The sequence below is a fragment of the Luteimonas mephitis DSM 12574 genome (assembly GCF_000422305.1).
GTDB classification, from domain to species: domain Bacteria; phylum Pseudomonadota; class Gammaproteobacteria; order Xanthomonadales; family Xanthomonadaceae; genus Luteimonas; species Luteimonas mephitis.
The window spans coordinates 298,161-320,007 of record NZ_AULN01000013.1 but is presented as its reverse complement, the minus strand read 5'-3'; the positions used below and the strand labels follow the sequence as shown (position 1 = coordinate 320,007).

Here is a 21,847-nt window from a genome sequence, read left to right as displayed (position 1 = left end):
CGCGATGTCCTGCCGGCAAAACGCATCGCGCCCGTGGGGCGCTCCTACAGGCAGCCGTCCTTGCCGGTCACCGCCGGGGCGCGCATGCGGTAGATGTCCGTCTTGCCCGCCTTCGGCGCCTTCGCCGAGCCGCTGACCAGCAGCTCGGTGGGCTTCGACAGGTCCAGCACCGGGCCCAGCGTGCTGCCGTCGGCGGCATTGAACGACAGCGCCAGCGGCTGCGCTTCGGCGTACGCGCTGCCGTCGCACTGCGCGAGCATCAGCCGGACCGGCGCGCGCGCGACGTCGTCCGAGCGTGCGAACACGATCGCCCTGCCGTCTCCCAGCCACGCGGCGTCGAACTCGTCGGCCGCGGTGTTGATCCCGGGCACCGGCTGCGGATCGACGAACGCCTTGCCATCCCAGCGCGCGACGAACAGGTCATGCCGGCCGGCGCCGCCGAACGAATCGCTGGCGAACAGCAGCCGCGTGCCAGCGGCGCTCGGCGCCCATTCGTCGCCCTTGCCATTGACGCCGGCGCCGAGGTTTTCGACCTCGCCGAAACCGCCATCGGCGAGCACCGCGGCGCGATACAGGTCGTCACCGCCGAAGCCGCCGGCGCGGTTGGAGAAGAAGTACAGCCAGCGGCCATCGGCACTGAAGGCCGGGTCGAAGTCGTTGCCCGGCGAATTGACCGGCAGCGGCCGCGGGTTCTGCCAGCGCCCGTCGCGCAGCGTGGCCTGCCACAGGTCCCAGCCGCCGGCGCCGCCCGCGCGGTCGGTGCTGCCCCAGACGATGCGCTGCCCGTCGGGGCTGACGCTGCCGCGCACCTCGGCGTGCGGCGTCGACACCACGCCCATGCCTTCGATGCCGAACTCCTGCAGCGCCGCGCCCGCCGCGCCGCAGCCCGACAACACGGCCGCGGACATCGCCATCGCCAGCACCCTCGCCACGTCCGTTTCCATCTGCATCATCGCTGCGCTCCGTCCGGATCGGCGGCAGTCTAGCGGGCCGCGCGGGATCGGTTGGCGGATGCGCGGCCCGCACACCCTCCGCGCCGATGCGCATGGACTTTGCATACCATCGCAAGGACTCCACAAGCCGGCGGAGTACACTGCCCGTGGCCGCTGCGGCGAACGGGAAACACGCCGCCGCGCCCGCTTCTTGATCACGTTTCCTCGACGCACAGGGGCTGTCATGACCGAATCCCACCATGCCGTCTTCGGCCACCCGATCACGCACTCGCTGTCGCCGCGCATCCACACGCGCTTCGGCCACCAGACCGGGATCGTGATCCACTTCGAGGCGATCGACGCGACACCGGAAACTTTCGCCACTGCGCTCGATGCTTTTGTCGCGGGCGGCGGCACCGGCGCCAGCGTGACCCTGCCATTGAAGGAACTCGCATTGACCCTGTGTGCGGACGCCAGCGACCGCGCGCGCCGCGCCGGCGCGGTCAACACGCTGGTCCGGGAGGGCGACCGCTGGCTCGGCGACAACACCGACGGCATCGGCCTGGTGCGCGACCTCACCGGCCGCCACGGCCTGGACCTGCGCCAGCGCCGCACCCTGCTGCTGGGCGCCGGCGGCGCCGCACGCGGCGTCGCGCCGGCGCTGATCGATGCGGGCATCGGCGAGATGTTCATCGTCAACCGCAGCAGCGACCGCGCCGATGCGCTGGTGGACACGCTGGGCCAGCCAAAACGCGTGCATTCGCGCTACTTCGAAGACCTCCCGGCGCTGGGCGAGTTCGACCTGGTGGTCAACGCCACCTCGGCCGCGCGCAGCGGCGGCCTGCCGACCCTGCCCACCTCGCTGGTCGGCGCGCGCACCGCCTGCGTGGACCTGAGCTATGGCGAAGTCGCGATCCCGTTCCTGGCCTGGGCCCGCGCCGCCGGCGCCCACCACGCCATCGACGGCGTCGGCATGCTGGTCGAGCAGGCCGCGGAAGCGTTCAAGCTCTGGCACGGCGTGCGTCCGCACACCGACGAGGCCTACGCGGCGCTGCGCGAGCGCGACGTACTGCTGGTAACCGGGGATTAGCCAGCTCCCGTAGGAGCGGCCCATGGCCGCGAGCTTCTTCTTGGCGCGACGAATCAAGAGTTCGCGGCCATGGGCCGCTCCTGCAAGAGCACCGACTGCGGTTACAGCATCCCGTCGCGCTTGATCGCCAGGTACTTTTCCACCAGCGCCGCCGGCAACTGTTCGCACGTCACGTCCAGCACCATCACGCGCTGGTGGCGCAGGGCGTCGTGCACCGCGGCGCGCTGCGCGAGGTAGCGCGCGGCGGCGGCGGCGCGCAGGGCATCCGGCAGCTCGTCGACATCGGCGTCCAGTGCTCCGTCGATGGCGCGTTCGCGCAGGGAAGCCACCACCACCAGGTGGCGGCGCTGCAGCATCCGCACCGCCGCCAGCAGGTCTTCACTGTCTTCGTCGCGCAGGTTGGTCACCAGCATCAGCAGGCCGCGACGGCGCTGGCGCAGCGACAGGCCGGTGGCGGCGGCCAGGTAATCGGTCGCGACCGGCTGCGGCTGCAGGTCGTAGCTGGCGCGCAGCAGGGTGTCGATCGCGCCCAGGCTGCGCTGCGGCGCGACCCAGCGCTGCTCGCCGCCGGTGGCGAACAGGCCGACCGCATCGCCCTGCCGCAATGCGAGATACGACACCACCAGCGATGCGTCCAGCGCGTGGTCGAAATGCGCCAGCGCGCCGTCGCGCGCGAGCATCCGGCGGCCGGTGTCGAGCACCACGATCAGCTGCTGGTTCTTCTCGTCCTGGTATTCGCGCGAGATCAGCTTGCGCGCGCGCGCGGTGGCCTTCCAGTCGATCTGGCGCAGGCTGTCGCCGATGCGGTATTCGCGCATCTGGTGGAAGTCGGTGCCCTCGCCGCGGCGGCGCTTGAGGTGCGCGCCGACCATCCGCGAGGCCTGCTCGGCCGACAGCAGCGCGAAGCGCGCCAGCGGCGCGAAGTTGGGGAACACGCGCACCGTTTGCGGCAAGCCCGCCACGCGCGACTGCCGCCACAGCCGCCACGGCGACAGCAGGCGCAGCTGCACGCCCTCGAAGCGGAAGTCGCCGCGCGCCGTGGGCCGCAGCCGGTAGCCGAAGCTCGACACCGTGCCGGGCGGCAGCCGCAGCGAGCGCGGCAGGCCGGTCGATTCCCAGCCGCCCGGATGCAGGTCGAACACGTCCAGGCGCTGCCGGCGCGGGCCGGATTCGAGGTGCAGCGTGACTTCGCGTTCGATCCCCACCGGCAGCGCCTCGGGCAGCTCGCGCACGACTTCCGGGGTGGCACGGCGGCGCAGGCGCAGCAGGTCGAGCAGCGCGGCCACGGCAATCGCCGCGCCCGCGAGTTGCCATGCGCGGGCAGGCAGCACGCCGAAGCTCGCCGCGACGCCGACCACGCCCCACAGCGCGAGCACGGCGACCAGCGCCGGGCCCGGTCGCGGCAGCGCGCTGCGGCTGGCGACGGCGTCGCTCACTGCCGCGGCGCCTCCACCTTGGCCAGCAGCGCGTGCAGCACCTGGTCGGGATCCTGGCCTTCGATCTGCAGCTCCGGCGCCAGTGCGATGCGATGGCGCAGCGCCGGCTTGGCGATGTCGCGGATGTCGTCGGGGGTGACGAAGTCGCGGCCCATCAGCACCGCCTGCGCGCGCGCGGCGCGCACCAGCGCCAGGCTGCCGCGCGGGCCGGCGCCCAGCGCGATGCCCGGCCACTTGCGCGTGGCCGCGGCGATCCGCACCGCGTACTGCACCACCGCGTCGTCGAGCGTGACCTGCGCGGTGCCCAGCTGCATCGCCACGATGTCATCGGCCGACAGCACCTGCGCGACCTGCGACAGGTCGAAGTCGGCGGCGGTGCGGCCCTGGCTGACGGCGATGACCATGCGCGCCTCGTCGGCCTGCGATGGGTAGTCGATCAGCACCTTCAGCAGAAAGCGGTCGAGCTGCGCTTCGGGCAGCGGATAGGTGCCCTCCTGCTCGACCGGGTTCTGCGTGGCCAGCGCCATGAACGGCGGCGCCAGCGCGAAGCTCGAGCCTTCGATCGTGACCTGCCGCTCCTGCATCACTTCCAGCAGCGCCGACTGGGTCTTGGCCGGCGCGCGGTTGATCTCGTCGGCGAGCAGCAGGTTGGTGAACACCGGGCCGCGGCGGACCACGAAGCCCTCGGTCTTCGGGTCGTACACGGCGTGGCCGCTGACGTCGCTGGGCATCAGGTCGGGGGTGAACTGCACGCGTGCGAAGTCGCAGCCCAGCGCGCGGGCCAGCGCGCGCACCAGCAGCGTCTTGCCAAGGCCGGGAACGCCCTCGACCAGCACGTGGCCGCCGGCAAGCAGCGCGACCAGGATCTGGTCGAGCACGTCGGCCTGGCCGATGAAGGCCTTCGACACTTCGTCGCGCACCGCGCTGACGCGGGCGGCGAGGTCGTCGCCGGTGATCGGGGCGGGAAGCGTTTGCGGATCGGTCATAGCTGTTGCCTCAACTGGAGGAGTCTTGCGATGCGGTGGCGGAAGTCGGCGCCGTCGTTGGGACGCGGCGTCTGCAGGGCGTGTTCGACATCGGCGATCGTGACGCCGGTGCGCAGCGCGATGGCCTCTGCCTGCGCACGCCCGTCGAGCGCGGCGGCCAGCGGGTCGCGGCGGCGCAGGCGGGCCATGAACACCTCGCGCACCGCGGCATACAGCGCCGACGCGCGACCGTAGCGCCACAGGTGCTCGCCGCTGGCCTGCACGTGTTCGAGCAGCGCGCGCCGCGCCGGCTCCGGCGATGGCAGCCGCGGACCGAAGCGCTGCGTGCGCAGCCACAGCCACGCGGCCAGCGCCAGCAGCGCGGGCAGCCACGCCATCCACGCGGTTTCGAGCAGCAGTCGCCACAGCGACGGCATGTTGGCCGCGTACACCAGGTGCACGGTGCCGCGCTTCCAGCCCGGCTGCAGCAGTTGCCGCGCCAACGTGCTGGACGCGGGACGTTCCAGCGAAGCGTTGGTGAGGAAGTTGAAGTCCGCCACCACGTCCACCGTACCCTCGCCGTGCGCCAGGCGCGCGTAGGCGTAGCCGTTGTCGAGGTCGCCCCACGACTGCAGCGGTTCGACGCCGAGCATGCGGAAACGGGTGCCGCCGCAGAACGCAACGGCGTGTTCCGCCGGTTCGCCATCGTCGTCGCGGTCGTGGTCGTGCTTGCCTTTGTCGCTGCGATCGCGGCCGCCCTGCGGCTGCGCGATGCGCATGCAGCCGAAGGACGCCACCGGCCGCAGCTGCAGCGCCTCGAACAGTTCGCCCGCGCGGGTGGCCTCGCCTCGCTCCAGCGGCGGCGTGCGCACCAGGAGGTGGCCGCCGTCCTCCACCCAGTCCAGCAGGTCGTTCACGTCCTCGACCGACAGCGTGCGCGGGTCGTTGAGCACCAGCACCGTGTCCTGCGCGCCGGGCGGCACGTCGTCCAGCTGCAGGCGCTGGCGCGACGTCGCCTGCACGCCGTCGGCCTGCAGGGCGAGCTTGAGCGCGTACAGCGGGTTGTAGCTGGCCTCGCCGCGCGGCCGCAGGGTGACTTCGGTCTCGACGTACTCGTAGTTGTACGTCCACCACGCCGTTGCCGCGGCGGCGACCAGCAGGCCCAGCACCACCAGCACGACGTTGCGCCCGGACACCTTCATCGCGCCCACCCGAAGCGCTGCGCGAGCGTGTCGAGCAGGCGGTCGAACTCGCCTTCGTCCGGCAGCCGCTGCGCATAGGCCGCGTACTGCCAGACGCGGACAACGCGCGCGAACGCATCGCGGTCCTGCGGTTCGGGCATGCGCCTTGATGCGCGCAGGCATTCGGACTCGGTCGCGCCGGGCACCAGCGTCACCGCCGCGCGCGCGGCCATCGCCTCGACGCTGGCGCGGTACAGCAGGGCCAGCGCGCGCCGCGGCCGGCCTTCGCGCCACAGCCGGCGCGCCGCCGCGGCGATGTCCTCGGGCAGCACGTCGGGCAGCGTGGTGTCGGCCACTTCGACCGGCGCGGGTGGCTCCCGGACCAGCACGCCGCCGCGCAGCCACGGCAGCCAGCGCTTCGCGGTGGCGGCCAGCACCGCGAGCAGCGCGAGCAGCAGCAGCCACAGCCCGAACTCGCCGATGAAGGCAACGACCTTCGCCAGCGCGGGGAACGGCAGCATCGACGGCGGCGCCTGGCGCTCGCGCTTGCGCGCCTGCCAGTGCGACTGCGTGCGCTTGGGCCGCAGCAGCGGATCGCGATAGGCCTGCTCGACCGCCTTGTCGAAACCGGGATCGTCGACGTACGCATCGCCGAATATCTCGCCGATGCGCGCCGCCTCCGCGCCGCTGCGCGCGGCCGCATCTTCCGCACGCGGGCGCTGCCGCGCGGGGGCTTCGTCCTGCGCGGCGTGCGCCTGCGGCGCGGCGGCCTGCGACGGCAGCGGGAGCAGCGACGACATGCCGGCGACGAGCAGCAGCGCTGACGCCGTCGTCGCCAGCCGCGTGCGCATGCGGCGCAGCGCGATTTCCACGTCCCAGGCCTCGATCCGGGTGCGCCGGTTGAGGTACAGGCCAAAGCCGGCGCCGACGTAGAACGGCTCGATCGCGCTGGTCGCGATCCACGCCACCGCATGCAGCGTGAACTGCGCCCACGGCGGCGGCTGCACGGTCAGCAGCGACCAGGCCGCGCGCACCGATTCGGACAGGAACTCCCACGGCACGAACAGCAGCGCCAGCGACAGCATCGACAGCGACAGCGCCACCACGAACAGAACGCAGACCAGCGTCAGCAGCATCGCCTGCCCGCCCACGCCGCTGCCCAGCACCCTGCGGCGCTCGCGCAGGCGGCCGCCGTCGGCGCCTTCGAGCAGGTCGACCGGCAGCATCAGCGCGCGGGTCAGGCTGATGCGGCGCCACAGCAGGTGGCCGCGCATCGCGCGCCAGCCCCAGCCGCGCTGCGCGGCCAGCGTCTGCCGCGTGGTCGGCGTTTCGCCGAACACCGCGCGCGAGAGCACGAACAGCGGGATGCGGTCGAACAGCGGCTTGAGCCACCACATCGCCAGCCACGCGATCCAGATGCGGCCCGCGGCCAGCGCGCCGAGGTTGACCGCGACGAACACCGGCACAACCACCAGCAGCCACGGGATCCAGATCGCCGCGGCATTGCGACGCACCAGCGCGGTGCCCAGTTCGACCGCTTCCCACGGCGAGCGCGGGCGCAGTTCGACGCGCAGCGATTCGAGCTTCATGGCGTGCGTCCCCGCTGCCGTCCATGGCGCGACTGCGTCGGCTCCGGAGCCACCGGCCCGGCCAGCCCGGCCTCGCGCAGCGCGCGAGGCGTTCGGTCAGGGCGCGAGGCAGTGCCTCGCAAGCGCCCTGACCTCACCCATGGCCGGTCGCTCGGCGAGCCGCGCAGCAGTGCTGCGCGAGCGGGCTCGCCTCGCCCGGCGAACGCGAGCCAACCGAGCACCAGCGCCCACAGCATGCCGCCGACGGCGAACTTCACCGGTCCGGGGATCGACCCGATCGACGACCAGAAGGCTTCCACGAACGCCGCGAACAGCAGCATCGCGAACACCCCCAGGCACAGCTTGCCGCCGACCTTGCCGCCTTCGACCAGTGCATCGAGGCGGCTGCGCCGGCCCGGCGCGAGCAGGTCGAGTCCCAGTCGCAGCCCGGCCGCGCCGGCGACCACGATCGCCGACAGTTCCGGCGCCGAATGCCCGACCACGAAGCGCCAGAACGGCCCGCCGTGGCCGATGCCCTGCAGGTGCCCGGCGACCGCGCCGAAGATCACGCCGTTGGACACCAGCACCAGCAGCGAACCCACGCCCGCCAGCAGGCCGCTGGCGAAGGTGCGGAAGCCGATGCCGATGTTGTTGGCAATGTAGTAGCCGAACATCGCCAGGTCGCTGCCGCTGTCGCGGCCGAGCTTCGCGCCCGGCGCGGCCGGGTCGTACATCGACTCGAACTGCGCCAGTTGCTGCGGATCGAACAGGCTGTGGATCAGCTCCGGCCGCCAGCGCACCGCGAAGTACATCGCCACCGTGGACCCCGCGAACAGCAGCGCCGATACCCACAGGCAGCCGCGCTGCGCGCGCACCAGGCGCGGGAAATCGGCCAGCAGGAATTCCAGCGCCCGCCGCCAGCGCGGCGGCGCCGGACGATACAGCGCGTTGTGGCCGCGCTGCATCAGCTCCTGCAGGCGCGCCGTCACCACCGGGCTGTAGTTGCGGCGCCGGGCGAGGGCGAGCTGCTGGCACAGGCGCCGGTAGCGCGCCGGCATGTCCTCGTCGCGCAGGCCCTGCCAGCCGCGCGCCGCGCGGGCGCTGCGCGGGCTGCCGGCGCGCGCGTCGAGCCACTGCGCGAAGGCATCCCACTCGCGCTCGTGGCGCGCGACGAAGTGCGCCTGTTTCATGGGGCGGGGATTCGGGATTCGGGATCGGGGATTCGGAAAAGCGGGAGGCCGGGTCCGTTGCCTGCCCTCGAAAGGCCCGGGACCGCGTGCGTGCGTGCGGGTGCGGCAACGGCGCGCCGCGTATGCGCCGTTCCGAATCCCCGATCCCGAATCCCGAATCCCGGCTTCACCATCACCGCCGCCCCAGCAGCCAGTTGGAAATGCCCAGCAGCCGCATCACCCCGGTTTCGCCGCGCGCGCCGGTGGCCGGCTCGGCGATGTCGGCCAGCTCCTCCTGCCGTTCGGGCGTGAGCTGCGCGGCGCGTTCGGCGAAGGCAATGACCGCCACCTGCTCCTCCGGCCGCAGCGGATGCAGCGGCGCCTGCACGCCCACCACCGGCGGCGCGGGTGGCGTGCGCAAGCGCGGCGCGTGCACCACCAGGGTGCCGGCCACCATGTCGCCCAGGCGGCGCCCGAACGGATCGGACAGGCTCGCCACCAGGCCGAAGCCGTAACCGACCGGCAGCGCATCGACCGTGCGCAGCAGGTTGCGGATGAAGGATGCCAGCCAGCCGACCGGCGCGCCGTCGGCGGAGACCACGCGCAGCTCCATCGCCCGCTTGCCGGGCGTCTGGCCGTCGAACATGGCCTCGAACACCACCGGGTACAGCCACAGCATCACGAACACGAGGACCATGTACAGGCCGATGCCGGCCTTGCCGAGGATGCCCAGCAGCGCGCTCGACACGCTCAGCACGCCGATCCGGATGCCCAGGTCGATCAGCCACGCCAGCGCGCGCGGCACCGGGCCGGCGGCGGGCAGCCGCAGCGCGACGCCCTCGGGCGTGTGGACTTCGCGGAAGGTATCGAGCATCAGCCTGCGGTCGCCCCGCCGCGCACGCGCGCCGCCATCAGGTCATCCATGCCGTCCGCATCCGAAGCCGATCCCCGTCGCTACTCTACCGACTCATGACGTCGGCGCAAACGCGTCGCGCCAGGATCTGCCTTCTGCAGGAGCGGCCCATGGCCGCGAGCTTTTGATCCAGCCCGGGAGTCTGCAAAATCTCGCGGCCATGGGCCGCTCCTGCAACGGCTCGATCTACGGCACGCCTGCGGCGATGTACTCGTCCTTCAGCCGCACGTAATGCTGCGCGCTGTAGTGCAGCCCCTCGATCTCGGCGTCGCTGAGCATCCGCAGCTTGCGCGCCGGGTTGCCGACCCACAGCTCGGCCTCGCCCACGGTGCGGCCGGGCGGCACCAGCGCACCGGCGCCGACGAAGGCGTGCTTTTTCACCAGCGCGCCGTCGAGCACGATCGCGCCCATGCCGATGAGCACCGCGTCCTCGACCTCGCAGGCGTGCAGGATCGCCTTGTGCCCGATCGTCACGTCCTGCCCGATCACGGTGGCAAATCCCCCGAGCTTCGCGTGCGGGCCATCGTGGCTGACGTGGATCACGGTGCCGTCCTGCACGTTGGTCCGCGCGCCGATGCGGACGAAGTTGACGTCGCCGCGGATCACCACCTGCGGCCACACCGACACGTCGTCGCCGAGCACCACGTCGCCGATGACGCTGGCATCCGGGTCGATGTAGACGCGCGCGCCGAGGCCGGGGAAGACGTCGCGATAGGGGCGGAGGCTGTTCATGCCCGGATTCTAGCCGCCTGGCGGGAGCGCCCACAGGCGCGACGGGGAGTTCCCGGTGAAGTGATCGCGCCCTCGGGGCGCTCCTACAAATGCCCATGCGGCGACGTATAGTCCTGCAATGGACACCCTCGACAGCCCCGCTTCCGAACTGCGCCCCACTCTTGACCGCCTGCGCGATGCCTGGCGGAACAACCGCCCCGATGCGCGCCAGCGCCTCGACGACCTGGCCCGCCTGCGCGACGCCTTCAAGGCCGGCCGCGGCGCCATGCTCGACGCGGTCGGCGCCGACTTCGGCCATCGCTCCGCGCACGAAACCCTGCTCGGCGAATCGATGCCGGTGACCGCCGAACTCGACCACCTGCGCGGCAAGCTGCGCAGCTGGATGAAGCCGCGCCGGGTCGGCAGCGGCTGGCGGCTGTGGCCGGCGCGCGCGCAGCTGCGGCCCGAACCGCTGGGCGTGGTCGGGGTGATGTCGCCGTGGAACTATCCGATCAACCTGGCGCTGATCCCGCTGGCCACCGCGATCGCCGCCGGCAACCACGTCTACCTCAAGCCGTCCGAGCACACCCCGCGCACCAGCGCCTGGCTGCGCGACCTGCTGGCGCAGGTGTTCCCCGCCGATCGCGTCGCGGTCGCGCTCGGCGACGCCACGCTGGGCGCGCAGTTCTCGGCGCTGCCGTTCGACCACCTCGTGTTCACCGGTTCCACCGCCGTGGGCCGCAAGGTGATGGCGGCCGCGGCGCCCAACCTCACCCCGCTGACGCTGGAGCTGGGCGGCAAGTCGCCGGCGATCGTGGCCGCGGATTTCCCGCCCGCGCAGGCCGCCGCGCGGCTGGCGACCGGCAAGTGGCTCAACGCCGGCCAGACCTGCATCGCGCCCGACTACGTGCTGGTCGACCATGCCAGCCGCGACGCGCTGGTCGCCGCGCTGCGCGAACAGGCGCGTTCGCGCTACGGCGACCTGAAGCAAGCCGACGACCTCACCCGCATCATCAACGAAGGCCAGTACCGACGCCTGCGCGGCTACCTCGACGACGCGCGCGCGCGCGGGCTGGAGGTGATCGAGCTGATCGCGCTCGACCCCGTGCGCGCGGAAGCCGAACGCATGATCGCGCCCACACTGGTGCTGGAACCGGGCGACGACGCCAGCGTGATGCGCGAGGAGATCTTCGGCCCGATCCTGCCGATCCGCAGCTATCGGAACCTCGACGAAGCGCTCGACTGGGTCGAGGCCGGCGACCGGCCGCTGGCGCTGTATCCCTTCAGCCGCGACCGCGCGACGGTGGAAAGGATCCTCGGCCGCCTGCTTGCCGGCGGCGTCACCGTCAACGACACCCTGCTGCATTTCGCCGCCGGCAACCTGCCGTTCGGCGGCGTCGGCGCCAGCGGCATGGGCCAGTACCACGGCCGCGCCGGCTTCGACGCGATGACCCACGCGATGCCGGTGCTGTGGCAGCCGCGGAAGGCGGCGAGCGACCTGCTCAAGCCGCCGTATCGGGGATTCGTCGAGCGCATGGTGCAATTCCTCGCCGGATGAGACCCCGTATCCTGCAGGAGCGCCCCATGGGCGCGACGTTTTGCCGATGAAGGCTGATCGCGCCCATGGGGCGCTCCTACAGGGCACGCACATGAAAATCGCCAGCTGGAACGTCAACTCGCTCAACGTGCGCCTGCCGCACCTCGAACAGTGGCTGCGCGACGCGCAGCCCGATGTGGTCGGCATCCAGGAAACCAAGCTGTCCGACGACAAGTTCCCCGACGCTGCGCTCGCCGGCCTCGGCTACCGCAGCGTGTTCTCCGGCCAGAAGACCTACAACGGCGTGGCGATCCTTGCGCGCGACCGCGCGATCGACGACGTGCAGGCCGGCATTCCCGGCTTCGACGACGAACAGAAGCGGGTGATCGCCGCCACCGTCGACGGCGTGCGCGTGGTCAACCTGTACGTGGTCAACGGCCAGGACGTCGGCACCGACAAGTACGCCTACAAGCTGCGCTGGCTCGATGCCGTGCACGACTGGCTGGCCGAAGAGATCAAGGCGCACCCGCGGATGGTGGTCCTCGGCGACTTCAACATCGCCCCGGACGACCGCGACGTGCACGACCCGGCGGTCTGGAACGACACCCACATCCTCACCTCCACCGACGAGCGCGCCGCGCTGCAGCGGCTGCAGGCGCTGGGCCTGCACGACGGCTTCCGCCTGCACCACGACGCGGCCGGCATCTTCAGCTGGTGGGACTATCGCCAGGCCGGCTTCCGCCGCGACCTCGGCCTTCGCATCGACCTGACCCTGGTGTCTGACGCCCTGCGCCCGCACGCGATCGAAGCGGGCATCGACCGCGAGCCGAGGACCTGGGAACGCCCGAGCGACCACGCGCCGGCGTGGGTCACGCTGGGCGCGTGAGCAAGCCGGCACGTCGCGTCACACGGCGAATCGAAGGCACCCGCCGACAACCCGCCAGCAACGACATACGTTGTTGTTGTTGTTGCGGTTGCGGTTGCGGTTGCGGTGATATTGCTTCTGAAGATCACACCGCGCCACCAGTATTCGTAGACCCGGAGGGCGCCGCACAGGACGTGCGGCGTTTTTCTATGAGGCAGGATGCCGATTAGAAAAATCCCCGCGCAACGTGACGCTGCTGCGGGAGGTGTGTACGGGAAAAGCGTTTTCTTTGGTTCGTTTCTTTGACGCTTATCAAAGAAATGAACTCGCCCGCGAAGCGGGCGAAACGCCCTTGATCCTTGCTTCTTCTACGGTTTCTGAGATCGAAACCAACGGCGAAAGCAAACGGCGAAAATCAGAAGCTTTCGCCTTCGGCGACTTCATTTCTTTTGATAAGCGTCAAAAGAAACGAAGCAAAGAAAAACGCTTCCTCGTACAGAGCTCACCCGGCGATTCGTCGACGCGGGGATTTTTCTAATCGGCATCCTGCCTCGTAGAAAAACGGCGCACATCCTTGTGCGCCCCCCTCCGGGTCGGCGGATATCGATAGTCCGGCGTGATCATTAAAAGCAAGGAAGCAACGGCGGCGGCGGATCCAAAAACAAAGGCCCGGCATCGCCGGGCCTTTGCTAACGCGCGAACGCATGCTCAGCGCACGCGACCACGCCTGAACAGATTGACGATCGCCAGCAGGATGATTGCGCCGATCAGCGAGGCGAGCAGCCCCATGATGCTGAAATCACCGCTGTTGACCGTTCCCGTGCCCAGCAGGGGCGCGATGAAGAAGCCGCCCAGGAACGAACCGACGATGCCGACCACGATGTTCAGGATCACTCCCTGCTGCGCGTCGGTCTTCATGATCATGCTTGCAAGCCAGCCGATGATCCCACCCACGATCAACCAGATGATGAAACTCATGCTGCGACTCCTTCAGTTTTTTGGCGAGAGACCCGACGCCTCCTCGCAGGAGGCAGCATGGAGTCTGTCGGCGGCCGCGTGACGACCGCGTCGCGGAGGTCGGGCGAGGAGGGGTCAGCCGTTGTTGCCGTGCAGCAACCGCAGCAGCGCGGCGCGCGGCAGCTTGCCGGTCTCGTTGCGGGGCAGGGCCTCGACGCAGCGCAGGCGGCGCGGCAGGAACACTGGATCGATGCTGCGGCGCAGTGCCCGCAGGATGTCGGACTCGGTCAGCGCCGGGGCGACCACCAGCGCGGCGATGCGATGCACGCCGATGCCGTCGGCGTCGTCGAGCTGGAACACCACGCCATCGCGCACCCCGGCGATGGCCAGCAAGCGCCGCGTCAGGTCGCCGAGCGAGGCGCGCTTGCCGGCGATCTCGAGCAGGTCGCCCTGGCGGCCGCGCAGCACGAAGCGGCCTGCGGCTTCGCGGCCGCTGTCGAGAAGTTCCACCAGGTCGGCCAGCACCACCGGCTGCGGCAGGTGCGCGGCGTACACGAGGGTGCCATCGGGCTGCGGTGCGACGCGCACGCCGGGCAGCGGCGTCCACGCGTCCTCCAGCGCGGTGCGGCGGCGCGCGATCACGCAGGTCTCGGTGGAGCCGAACAGCTCGCGCACCTCGCAGCCGAAACGCGCTTCGGCCGCGGCGGCCAGCGGCTGCGGCAGCGGCGCGGTCGCGGTGACGATCGCGGCCATCGGCGGCAGTGACACCCGTGCCTCGACCAGCGCGCGCAGGTGCACCGGCGTGGTCACCAGCAGCCGCGGCGCGCGGGCCTGGGCCAGCGCTTCGACGACGTCCTGTGGGAAGAACGGACGCGCGTTGTGCACGGCCACGTTGCCCAGCAGCGGCAACAACACCGACATCTCCATGCCGTACATGTGCTGCGGCGGCACCGTGGCCACGGCCTGCGCGATGGCGTCGTCGGGCCACAGGCCCGACAGCGCGGCCAGGTTCTGCGCGGTGCTGGTCCGGAAGCTGCGCCAGGTCTTGGCATTCGGCTTTGGCGCGCCGGTGCTGCCGGAGGTGAAGCCGATCGCGACCAGCGCATCGTCGTCGATCCGCGGGCGCTCGCCGTCGCACTGCGGCAACGCGTCGGGCATGCGCACGTAGTGCGGCAGCGGCGCGAGCGAGGCGTGCGGGCAGCCGCAATGGTCGCCATCGCCCAGGCAGTAGCTTTGCGGGTGCTGCGCGCGCACCTCGTCGATCGCGGCGCGCGTGCGCGACGGCGGCAGCAGCGTGGTCTGGCCACGCAGCGCGACCGCGCAGAACGCGACCAGGAAGCGGTAGCGGTCCTCGCACAGGTTGATCGCATGGCCCGCCTCGGGCAGCTGCCGCGCCAGGCCGCGCACGTGCGAGAAAAAGGTATCGAGCGAAACCGCGCCCGCCGCGTCGAATGCGACCGCGCGCGCGCCCTCGCCGCGGGCGAGTGGCTGTGCGGAAGCGGGTGCCGTCGCGGACGGCCCTGGCTGGCTTTCGATGACTGCCGACATTGCGTGGTTCTGGCCGGGCGACGATCGCCGCCCTGTGTCCCTATCCGTAGATCCCCGTCGATTAGCTTACGCTGAGCGGCGTGCCAGACGCCAAGCCGCGATTCATGTTCAGCCTGTCCGACGAGCGCGCCATCGGTCCGCTGCGCTGCGCCTGGGGCCCGTATCGCCACGGCACGCCGGCCGAGGCGCTGGTGCGGCCATGGCTGGTCGAAGCGCTGGGCCTGCCTGCCGACGCGCTGCCGCTGCGGCGCGACATGCATGGGCGCCCGAGATTCGATCCGCCGGCCGCCGACGCCGACGTGAGCTGGAGCCACAGCGGCGAAAGGCTGCTGGTGGCGCTGGGCCACGGCGTGCAGGTGGGCGCCGACCTCGAACTGCTGCGCCCGCGCCCGCGCGCGCTGGCGCTGGCCGAACGCTTCTTCGTCCGCGCCGAAACCCAGGCGCTGGCGGCGCTGCCGGCTGCGGCGCAGGAAGCGGCGTTCGTGCGCCTGTGGTGTGCCAAGGAAGCGGTGCTCAAGGCGCACGGCCGTGGGCTGGCGTTCGGCCTGCACCGGCTCGAGTTCGCCCTGCGCGGCGGCGACTGGGCGCTGGTGGCCTGCGATCCGGAACTGGGCGCACCACCGGACTGGACGCTGCACGCGTTCACGCCGATGCCGGGCTATCTGGCCAGCCTCGCCTGGCGAACGCTCCCGCAGCCCCCGTAGGAGCGGCCCATGGCCGCGAGCTCTTGCTTCGTCGAGCCCTCGCCTGCCTCTGCGGAAGAGAGCAACGGCAAGAGCTCGCGGCCGTGGGCCGCTCCTACAATGTGCCGATGAATGCTGCTGCCTCCGATCCCGCCCTGCGCGCCGAACTCGACGCCGGCCTCGCCGCACTCGGCCTCGACGCCGCGCTGGCCGTGCCGCTGCTGGCCTACCTCGCCCTGCTCGACCGCTGGAACCGCACCTACAACCTCACCGCGATCCGCGACCCGCGCGCGATGGTGTCGCTGCACCTGCTCGATTCGCTGGCGATGCAACCCTTCGTGCGCGACCTGGGCAACCTGGCCGACCTCGGCAGCGGCGCCGGCCTGCCGGGCATCCCGCTGGCGATCGCGGTGCCGGCGCTGCAGGTCACCCTGGTCGAGTCCAACGGCAAGAAGGCGCGCTTCCTGCGCGAGGCGGCGCGCACGCTGGCGCTGGGCAACGTGCGGGTGGCCGAATCGCGCGCCGAAGCGCTGGCGCAGCCGGGCGCGTTCGACGCCATCACCGCGCGCGCGATGGCGGCCCTGGCCGACCTGCTCGCCGCCGGCGCACACCTGCTGCGCCCGGGCGGACGGCTGCTGGCCATGAAAGGCGTGGTGCCGGACGACGAGATCGCCGCGCTGCCGCCCGGCTGGCAGGTGCAGGCCGTGCATCCGCTGGTCGTGCCGGGGCTGGCCGCGGAGCGGCACCTGGTCGTGGTCGGCCGGGCACCGCACTGAAGACAGCCGCGCGCGCCGCCGGCATCGACCGCCGCGCGTGCCGTGCGCCGCCAGGCCGGGGGCGGACGGCCACGCGCCGGCCGCCAGCCATGGCCCCGTCCCCGGGGCAGGCGGCTGGGGTGATGCATAATCATCGGCCCGGATCGCTGGCCCGCGCCCGCGTCCGCACCCTACGCACCGAGGCTCCGGACCCCATGGCCCGCATCATCGCCATCGCCAACCAGAAAGGCGGCGTCGGAAAGACGACGACGGCGGTGAACCTTGCCGCGGCGCTGTCGCGCACGCCCAAGCGCGTGCTGCTGGTCGACCTGGATGCGCAGGGCAACGCCACCATGGGCAGCGGCGTGGACAAGCGCGAAGTGCAGGCCTCGACCTGCGACGTGCTGCTGGAGGAAGTGCACGCGCGCGACGCGATCGTGCGCACGCCCGAAGGGCTGGACCTGATGCCGGGCAACACCGACCTGACCGCGGCCGAGATCGAGCTGATGGACGAGGAGGGCCGCGAGCAGCGCCTCAAGCGCGCGCTCGACCCGCTGCGCCCGGACTACGACTTCATCATCATCGACTGCCCGCCCGCGCTGTCGCTGCTCACCTTGAACGCGCTGACCGCCGCCGACTCGGTGCTGGTGCCGATGCAGTGCGAGTACTACGCGCTCGAAGGGCTGACCGCGCTGCTGCAGACCATCGACGCGCTCAAGGCGCGGCTCAACCCGGGGCTGGAGATCGAGGGCGTGCTGCGGACCATGTTCGACGTGCGCAACAACCTGGCCAACGCGGTCTCGCTCGAACTCACCAACCATTTCGGCGACAAGGTCTTCCGCACCATCGTGCCGCGCAACGTGCGCCTGGCCGAGGCGCCCAGCCACGGCCAGAGCATCGTCGGCTACGACCGCGGCAGCCGCGGCTCGGTCGCCTATCTGGGCCTGGCCGGCGAGCTGCTGCGGCGCCAGCGCGAACGCGAGAAAGGCCAGCGCGAAACCAGCAGGCAACAGGAACCCGCACCGATGGAGAACCCGGCATGAGCGCCAAGGCGCCCGCCAAGAAGCGCGGCCTCGGCCGGGGCCTGGAAGCCCTGCTGGGCCCCAAGGCCGCGGCCGAGGCCCCGGCGCTGGAAGCCACCCCGGGCGACACCCTGCGCGCGCTGCCGGTCGATGCGATCGCGCCGGGCAAGTACCAGCCGCGCAAGCAGTGGGACCAGGACAAGCTCGACGAACTGGCCGAGTCGATCCGCGCCCAGGGCGTGATCCAGCCGATCGTGGTGCGCGAGCTGCCCGACCGCACCTTCGAGATCATCGCCGGCGAACGCCGCTGGCGCGCCTCGCGCCTGGCCGGGCTGGCCGAGATCCCGGCGGTGGTGCGCCGCGCCGACGACCGCACCGTGGTGGCGATGGCGCTGATCGAGAACATCCAGCGCGAGGACCTCAACCCGCTGGAGGAAGCGCAGGCGCTGCAGCGGCTGATCGACGAATTCGACCTCACCCACGCGCAGGCCGCGGGCGCGGTCGGGCGCTCGCGCGCGGCGGTGTCCAACCTGCTGCGGCTGCTGGAGCTGCCGCCGGCGATCCGCGCGCTGCTCGAAGCGCGGCGACTGGAGATGGGCCACGCCCGCGCGCTGCTGACGCTGTCGCCGGAACTGGCCAGCAAGCTGGCCTCGGACGCGGCCGAGAACGGCTGGTCGGTGCGCGAGGTGGAGCACCGCGCGCAGCAGTTCGCGGCCGGCAAGCTGCCCGTGGCCGCGAAGAAGGCCGGCGGCGGCAAGGCGCGCCCGCAGGCCGACATCGCCTCGCTCGAAACCGAGCTGTCCGAATCGCTCGGCACCCGGGTCAGCGTGGTCCACGGTCGCGGCGGCAAGGGCCGGCTGGTGATCCACTACAGCGACCTGGACACGCTCGACGGCGTGCTCGAACGGCTGCGCGCCAAGGCCTGAGCACGAACCTGCACGCGCGCCGTCCGGCTCCCATCGCTCCCGTCCGCCACCATCCATGAGCACACCGCAGCTGTCCATCGTCGTCCCGGTGTTCAACGAGCAGGACAACGTCGCGCCGCTGGTCGCCGAGATACTGGCCGCGCTGCGCGGACGCGCGGCGGATGACGGCGGCGACTTCGAAATCGTCTACGTCGACGATCATTCGCGCGACGGCACCTTCGACGCGCTGCAGCGCCTGAGGGCCGCAACGCCCGAGCTGCGGGTGCTGCGCCACGCCGTTCAGAGCGGCCAGAGCACCGCGATCCGCAACGGCGTGAAGGCCGCGCGCGGGGCGTGGATCGCGACCCTCGACGGCGACGGCCAGAACGATCCGGCCGACATTCCCGGGCTGCTCGCGCAGCGCGCGCTGTCGCCGGCCGAGGTCAAGCTGTTCGCCGGCTGGCGCGTCAACCGCCAGGACTCGGGCAGCAAGCGCTGGGCATCGAAGTGGGCCAACGCGATCCGCTCGCGGATGCTGCGCGACGACACCCCCGACACCGGCTGCGGGATCAAACTGTTCGAACGCGCCGCCTTCCTCGACCTGCCGTATTTCGACCACATGCACCGCTACCTGCCGGCGCTGATGCAGCGCGCCGGCTGGCAAACCACCAGCGTGCCGGTGAACCATCGCCACCGCACCACCGGCGTATCGAAGTACAACAACCTCAACCGCGCGCTGGTGGGCATCGGCGACCTGCGCGGCGTGGCATGGCTGATCCGCCGCAGCAAGGTCACCGCCGTCGAGGAAGCCGACTGAGCGCCTGCGCCGCGCGGCGGCTGCGCGGGGCACGGGCCTCGTCCCGGACCCGGCTTGTCATCCCCGGCGCAGCAGGGGATCTTTTCCACGCCCGGATCGACCCTGCCTCCACGGGAACCGGGATGACACCCCAAGGCACGCCCCGGAGTACCGTCGATGATCCCCGCCACCGATTTCATGAACAGCCCGATCGAGTGGCTCGCATGGACCGGCCTGCACATGTCGCCATGGAAGCTGATCGGGCTGACCGGCGCACTGATGTTCGGCGGCCGCTGGGTGGTGCAGTTCCTCGCGTCGCGCAGGCACCGCAAGCCGGTGATCCCGCGCCTGTTCTGGTACATGAGCCTGGTCGGCAGCGTGATGACGCTGAGCTATTTCGTGTTCTCGCAGAAGCAGGACTCGGTCGGCGTGGTGCAGAACCTGTTCCCCGCCTTCACCGCGGCCTACAGCCTGTACCTGGACATCCGCCACCGCGGCTGGAACCGCGACCGCGCCAGCCACTGAGCCGGCCGCGCAACGGACTTTCGCCATGGGCACGAAATCCGGGGCGCGGATAGGATGGGGAGATATTTCCCGGGGGTTCCTGCCTTGAACCAAATTCGACTGTCCTGCGTGCTCGCAATCGCGCTGGCCGCGCCGCTCACCGCGTCCGCACTCGCCGCGGACACCGCCACCACGCCTGCCTCCTCCGCAGCGTCCGCCGCCGACGCGGCGTTCCGCGCCATCTACGAAGCCGAATGGGCCTGGCGCGAGCGCGAGTTCGGCATCGCCGGCGACGAGGACGATGAAGGCGGCGCCGACCTGCCGCGCCTGCCCGACGTCGGCGCCGCCGCGCAGCAGCGCCGCCTGGCGATGTGGGACGGCGTGCTGGAAAAGCTGCAGGGCGTCGACCCGGCCACGCTGTCGCCCGCCGAACGGATCAACTTTGCCGTCTACAGGCCACAGGTCGAAAACCTCGCCGCCAGCGTCCGCTTCCGCGACTACGAGATGCCGTTCAATTCCGACAGCTCGTTCTGGTCGAACCTGGCGTTCATGGCGCGCCGGCCGATGCGCGACGCGCGCGCCTACCGCAACTACATCGGCCGCCTGGCCGACGTGCCGCGCTACTTCGACCAGCAGGTCGAAAACATGCGCGCGGGCCTTGCGCGCGGCTTCAGCGTGCCGAAGGCGGTACTGGCCGGGCGTGACGTGTCGATCGCCAACGTCGCCGAACTCGACGACCCCGAACAGTCGGCGTTCTGGAAGCCGTTCGAGAAGATGCCTGCGTCGATCCCGGAAGCGGAGCAGGAACAGCTGCGCGCCGACGCGCGCAAGGCGATCGGCGAACGGCTGATCCCGGCCTTCGGCAAGCTGCTCACGTTCTTCCGCGAGGAATACGTGCCCAACGCGCGCGACACGCTCGCCGCCGAGGCCATGCCCGGCGGCGAGGCCTGGTACCGGCAGCAGATCCGCGAATACACCACGCTGGACCTGACGCCGGAGGAAATCCACCAGGTCGGCCTGCGCGAGGTGGCCCGGATCCAGGCCGAGATGGACGCGATCATCCGCGAGGTCGGCTTCAAGGCGCCGGCCGGCAAGGACACGTTCGCCGCGTTCCTGCACTTCCTGCGCACCGATCCGCAGTTCTACGCCAGGACGCCGGAAGAACTGCTGCGCCGCGCCGCATGGATCAGCAAGCGCGTGGATGGCGAGATCGGCAAGATCATCGGCACCCTGCCGCGCGGGCGCTTCACCATCGTGCCGGTGCCGGACGACATCGCGCCGTTCTGGACCGCAGGCCGCGGCGGCGCCGACACCTACTGGGTCAACACCTACGACCTGCCCTCGCGCCCGCTGTACAACCTGCCGGCGCTGACCCTGCACGAATCGGCGCCCGGCCACTCGCTGCAGGGCTCGCTGGCCCGCGAACAGGACGCGCAGCCGGCGTTCCGGCGCAAGAACTACATCTCCGCCTACGGCGAGGGCTGGGGCCTGTACAGCGAGGACCTCGGCGTGGACATGGGCATCTACCAGACGCCCTACGAGGACTTCGGCCGCCTGACCTACGCCATGTGGCGCGCCTGCCGGCTGGTCATCGACACCGGCGTGCACCACAAGGGCTGGACCCGCGACCAGGCGCTGGCCTACCTGCGCGACCGCACCGCGCTGTCCGAGCACGAGGTCACCACCGAGGTCGACCGCTACATCTCGTGGCCGGCGCAGGCGCTGAGCTACAAGCTCGGCGAGCTGGCCATCTCGCGACTGCGCAAGGAGGCCGAACAGGCGCTCGGGCCGCGCTTCGACCTGAAGCGGTTCCACGACGTGGTGCTGGCGCAGGGCTCGGTGCCGCTGCCGGTGCTGGAAAGCCAGGTGCGGGCGTATATCGCCGAAGCCGGGATCGTGGCGTCCGGGGTGCCCGCCGCCGCCGCGGGCGCCAGCCGCTGACCCGCGGCGAACGGGCCGTGCTCGCCGGCTCGCGCGCGGCGCCGAGGCACGGCCCCGGGGCCGGCTGCGGGACGGGATTGGGCAGGCCCGCTCCGGCGCGGCGCAGGCGGTGGCGCCGGCCGGCAGCGCGGAAAGCGCGGGGCTGTCGCCGCTCCCCCGGGCAGTGAATTGAGGTGCCCGGCACCCGCAAATCCTTGCCCGGGGCGCCGCCTGCCGGCATAATGCGCGGCTCACTGCGTCCGGTCGGCCCTTCCAGGCCTGTGACCGGGTGGGCCCGGAAGCGCGATTCCGGCCCGCCGCCGGCAGCGAGGATCCAACCCGTCTTGCGTGGCGCCTTCCCATCCGGGGTGCGCCGGGGCCGCCGTCTCC

At 71.4% G+C, this 21,847-nt stretch carries 19 protein-coding genes and 4 pseudogenes; 11 read left to right on the top strand and 12 right to left on the bottom strand.

Going from position 1 to position 21,847, the window contains the following annotated elements:
* Positions 1-44: 44 nt before the first annotated feature.
* A complete protein-coding gene (locus tag H570_RS0103950; RefSeq protein WP_027079607.1) occupies positions 45-944 on the bottom strand; it encodes a TolB family protein in 900 nt (299 codons plus the stop codon).
* Positions 945-1,176: 232 nt separating this feature from the next.
* Here H570_RS0103950 and aroE point away from each other — a divergent pair, with 232 nt between their 5' ends.
* Complete coding sequence (aroE, locus tag H570_RS0103945; RefSeq protein WP_027079606.1) at positions 1,177-2,022, top strand: shikimate dehydrogenase; 846 nt, start codon at positions 1,177-1,179, stop codon at positions 2,020-2,022.
* Positions 2,023-2,123: 101 nt separating this feature from the next.
* On the opposite strand, the gene H570_RS0103940 is transcribed toward aroE, so the two are convergent.
* From H570_RS0103940 to H570_RS0103910, 7 genes and pseudogenes are all read right to left on the bottom strand, one after another.
* The gene (locus tag H570_RS0103940) at positions 2,124-3,458 is read right to left on the bottom strand and encodes a DUF58 domain-containing protein (protein ID WP_245559530.1); all 1,335 of its coding nucleotides are present in this window, start codon (positions 3,456-3,458) and stop codon (positions 2,124-2,126) included.
* The gene (locus H570_RS0103935; RefSeq protein WP_027079604.1) at positions 3,455-4,444 is read right to left on the bottom strand and encodes an AAA family ATPase; all 990 of its coding nucleotides are present in this window, start codon (positions 4,442-4,444) and stop codon (positions 3,455-3,457) included. The genes H570_RS0103940 and H570_RS0103935 overlap by 4 nt, the downstream gene beginning before the upstream one ends.
* Positions 4,441-5,625 carry a DUF4350 domain-containing protein gene (locus H570_RS0103930; RefSeq protein WP_027079603.1) on the bottom strand — a complete coding sequence of 395 codons (1,185 nt, stop codon included), beginning with the start codon at positions 5,623-5,625 and terminating at the stop codon, positions 4,441-4,443. The genes H570_RS0103935 and H570_RS0103930 overlap by 4 nt, the downstream gene beginning before the upstream one ends.
* Positions 5,622-7,193, bottom strand: coding sequence for a DUF4129 domain-containing protein (locus H570_RS0103925; RefSeq protein ID WP_027079602.1), 1,572 nt, complete (start codon positions 7,191-7,193; stop codon positions 5,622-5,624). The genes H570_RS0103930 and H570_RS0103925 overlap by 4 nt, the downstream gene beginning before the upstream one ends.
* A gap of 188 nt (positions 7,194-7,381) precedes the next feature.
* Positions 7,382-8,362: pseudogene (locus H570_RS16305) on the bottom strand (stage II sporulation protein M); the annotation flags it as partial.
* A gap of 172 nt (positions 8,363-8,534) precedes the next feature.
* Positions 8,535-9,215 (bottom strand): RDD family protein, encoded by a 681-nt coding sequence (locus H570_RS0103915; RefSeq protein WP_027079601.1) that lies wholly within the window; start codon positions 9,213-9,215, stop codon positions 8,535-8,537.
* Positions 9,216-9,440: 225 nt separating this feature from the next.
* Positions 9,441-9,986, bottom strand: coding sequence for a gamma carbonic anhydrase family protein (locus H570_RS0103910; protein WP_027079600.1), 546 nt, complete (start codon positions 9,984-9,986; stop codon positions 9,441-9,443).
* A 118-nt stretch (positions 9,987-10,104) separates the two neighbouring features.
* On the opposite strand from H570_RS0103910, the gene H570_RS0103905 reads away from it, so the two are divergent.
* From H570_RS0103905 to H570_RS18785, 3 genes are all read left to right on the top strand, one after another.
* Positions 10,105-11,523: a coniferyl aldehyde dehydrogenase gene (locus H570_RS0103905; protein WP_027079599.1), complete on the top strand. Its 1,419-nt coding sequence runs from the start codon at positions 10,105-10,107 to the stop codon at positions 11,521-11,523.
* 91 nt (positions 11,524-11,614) lie between these two features.
* Positions 11,615-12,388: an exodeoxyribonuclease III gene (gene xth, locus H570_RS0103900; RefSeq protein ID WP_027079598.1), complete on the top strand. Its 774-nt coding sequence runs from the start codon at positions 11,615-11,617 to the stop codon at positions 12,386-12,388.
* A gap of 226 nt (positions 12,389-12,614) precedes the next feature.
* On the top strand, positions 12,615-12,905 hold the full coding sequence (locus H570_RS18785; RefSeq protein WP_156899822.1) for a hypothetical protein: 291 nt from the start codon (positions 12,615-12,617) through the stop codon (positions 12,903-12,905).
* Between the two features lie 170 nt (positions 12,906-13,075).
* Here the strand turns inward: H570_RS18785 and H570_RS19575 are convergent.
* The 4 genes and pseudogenes from H570_RS19575 to H570_RS0103890 form a co-directional block, all read right to left on the bottom strand.
* Positions 13,076-13,147, bottom strand: a pseudogene (locus H570_RS19575) (GlsB/YeaQ/YmgE family stress response membrane protein); the annotation flags it as partial.
* 3 nt (positions 13,148-13,150) lie between these two features.
* A pseudogene (locus H570_RS19570) lies at positions 13,151-13,246 on the bottom strand (hypothetical protein); the annotation flags it as partial.
* Positions 13,219-13,345, bottom strand: a pseudogene (locus H570_RS19565) (GlsB/YeaQ/YmgE family stress response membrane protein); the annotation flags it as partial. The pseudogenes H570_RS19565 and H570_RS19570, both read right to left, overlap by 28 nt.
* Positions 13,346-13,459: 114 nt before the next feature.
* Positions 13,460-14,872: an AMP-binding protein gene (locus H570_RS0103890; protein ID WP_036135037.1), complete on the bottom strand. Its 1,413-nt coding sequence runs from the start codon at positions 14,870-14,872 to the stop codon at positions 13,460-13,462.
* Positions 14,873-14,976: 104 nt separating this feature from the next.
* Here H570_RS0103890 and H570_RS0103885 point away from each other — a divergent pair, with 104 nt between their 5' ends.
* The 7 genes from H570_RS0103885 (at position 14,977) to H570_RS0103855 (ending at position 21,478) form a co-directional block, all read left to right on the top strand.
* Entirely contained in the window at positions 14,977-15,576 is a 600-nt protein-coding gene (locus H570_RS0103885; protein WP_027079595.1) for a 4'-phosphopantetheinyl transferase family protein, read from the top strand.
* Between the two features lie 107 nt (positions 15,577-15,683).
* Complete coding sequence (gene rsmG / locus H570_RS0103880; protein ID WP_027079594.1) at positions 15,684-16,331, top strand: 16S rRNA (guanine(527)-N(7))-methyltransferase RsmG; 648 nt, start codon at positions 15,684-15,686, stop codon at positions 16,329-16,331.
* Between the two features lie 194 nt (positions 16,332-16,525).
* Positions 16,526-17,353 (top strand): ParA family protein, encoded by an 828-nt coding sequence (locus H570_RS16300; protein ID WP_051176092.1) that lies wholly within the window; start codon positions 16,526-16,528, stop codon positions 17,351-17,353.
* Complete coding sequence (locus H570_RS0103870; RefSeq protein WP_027079593.1) at positions 17,350-18,258, top strand: ParB/RepB/Spo0J family partition protein; 909 nt, start codon at positions 17,350-17,352, stop codon at positions 18,256-18,258. Before H570_RS16300 ends, H570_RS0103870 begins: the two co-directional genes overlap by 4 nt.
* Before the next feature lie 55 nt (positions 18,259-18,313).
* The gene (locus H570_RS0103865; RefSeq protein WP_027079592.1) at positions 18,314-19,054 is read left to right on the top strand and encodes a glycosyltransferase family 2 protein; all 741 of its coding nucleotides are present in this window, start codon (positions 18,314-18,316) and stop codon (positions 19,052-19,054) included.
* A gap of 156 nt (positions 19,055-19,210) precedes the next feature.
* Positions 19,211-19,558: a lipid-A-disaccharide synthase N-terminal domain-containing protein gene (locus H570_RS0103860; protein WP_027079591.1), complete on the top strand. Its 348-nt coding sequence runs from the start codon at positions 19,211-19,213 to the stop codon at positions 19,556-19,558.
* 99 nt (positions 19,559-19,657) lie between these two features.
* A complete protein-coding gene (locus tag H570_RS0103855) occupies positions 19,658-21,478 on the top strand; it encodes a DUF885 domain-containing protein (RefSeq protein WP_027079590.1) in 1,821 nt (606 codons plus the stop codon).
* The last annotated feature ends 369 nt before the right edge of the window (positions 21,479-21,847 follow it).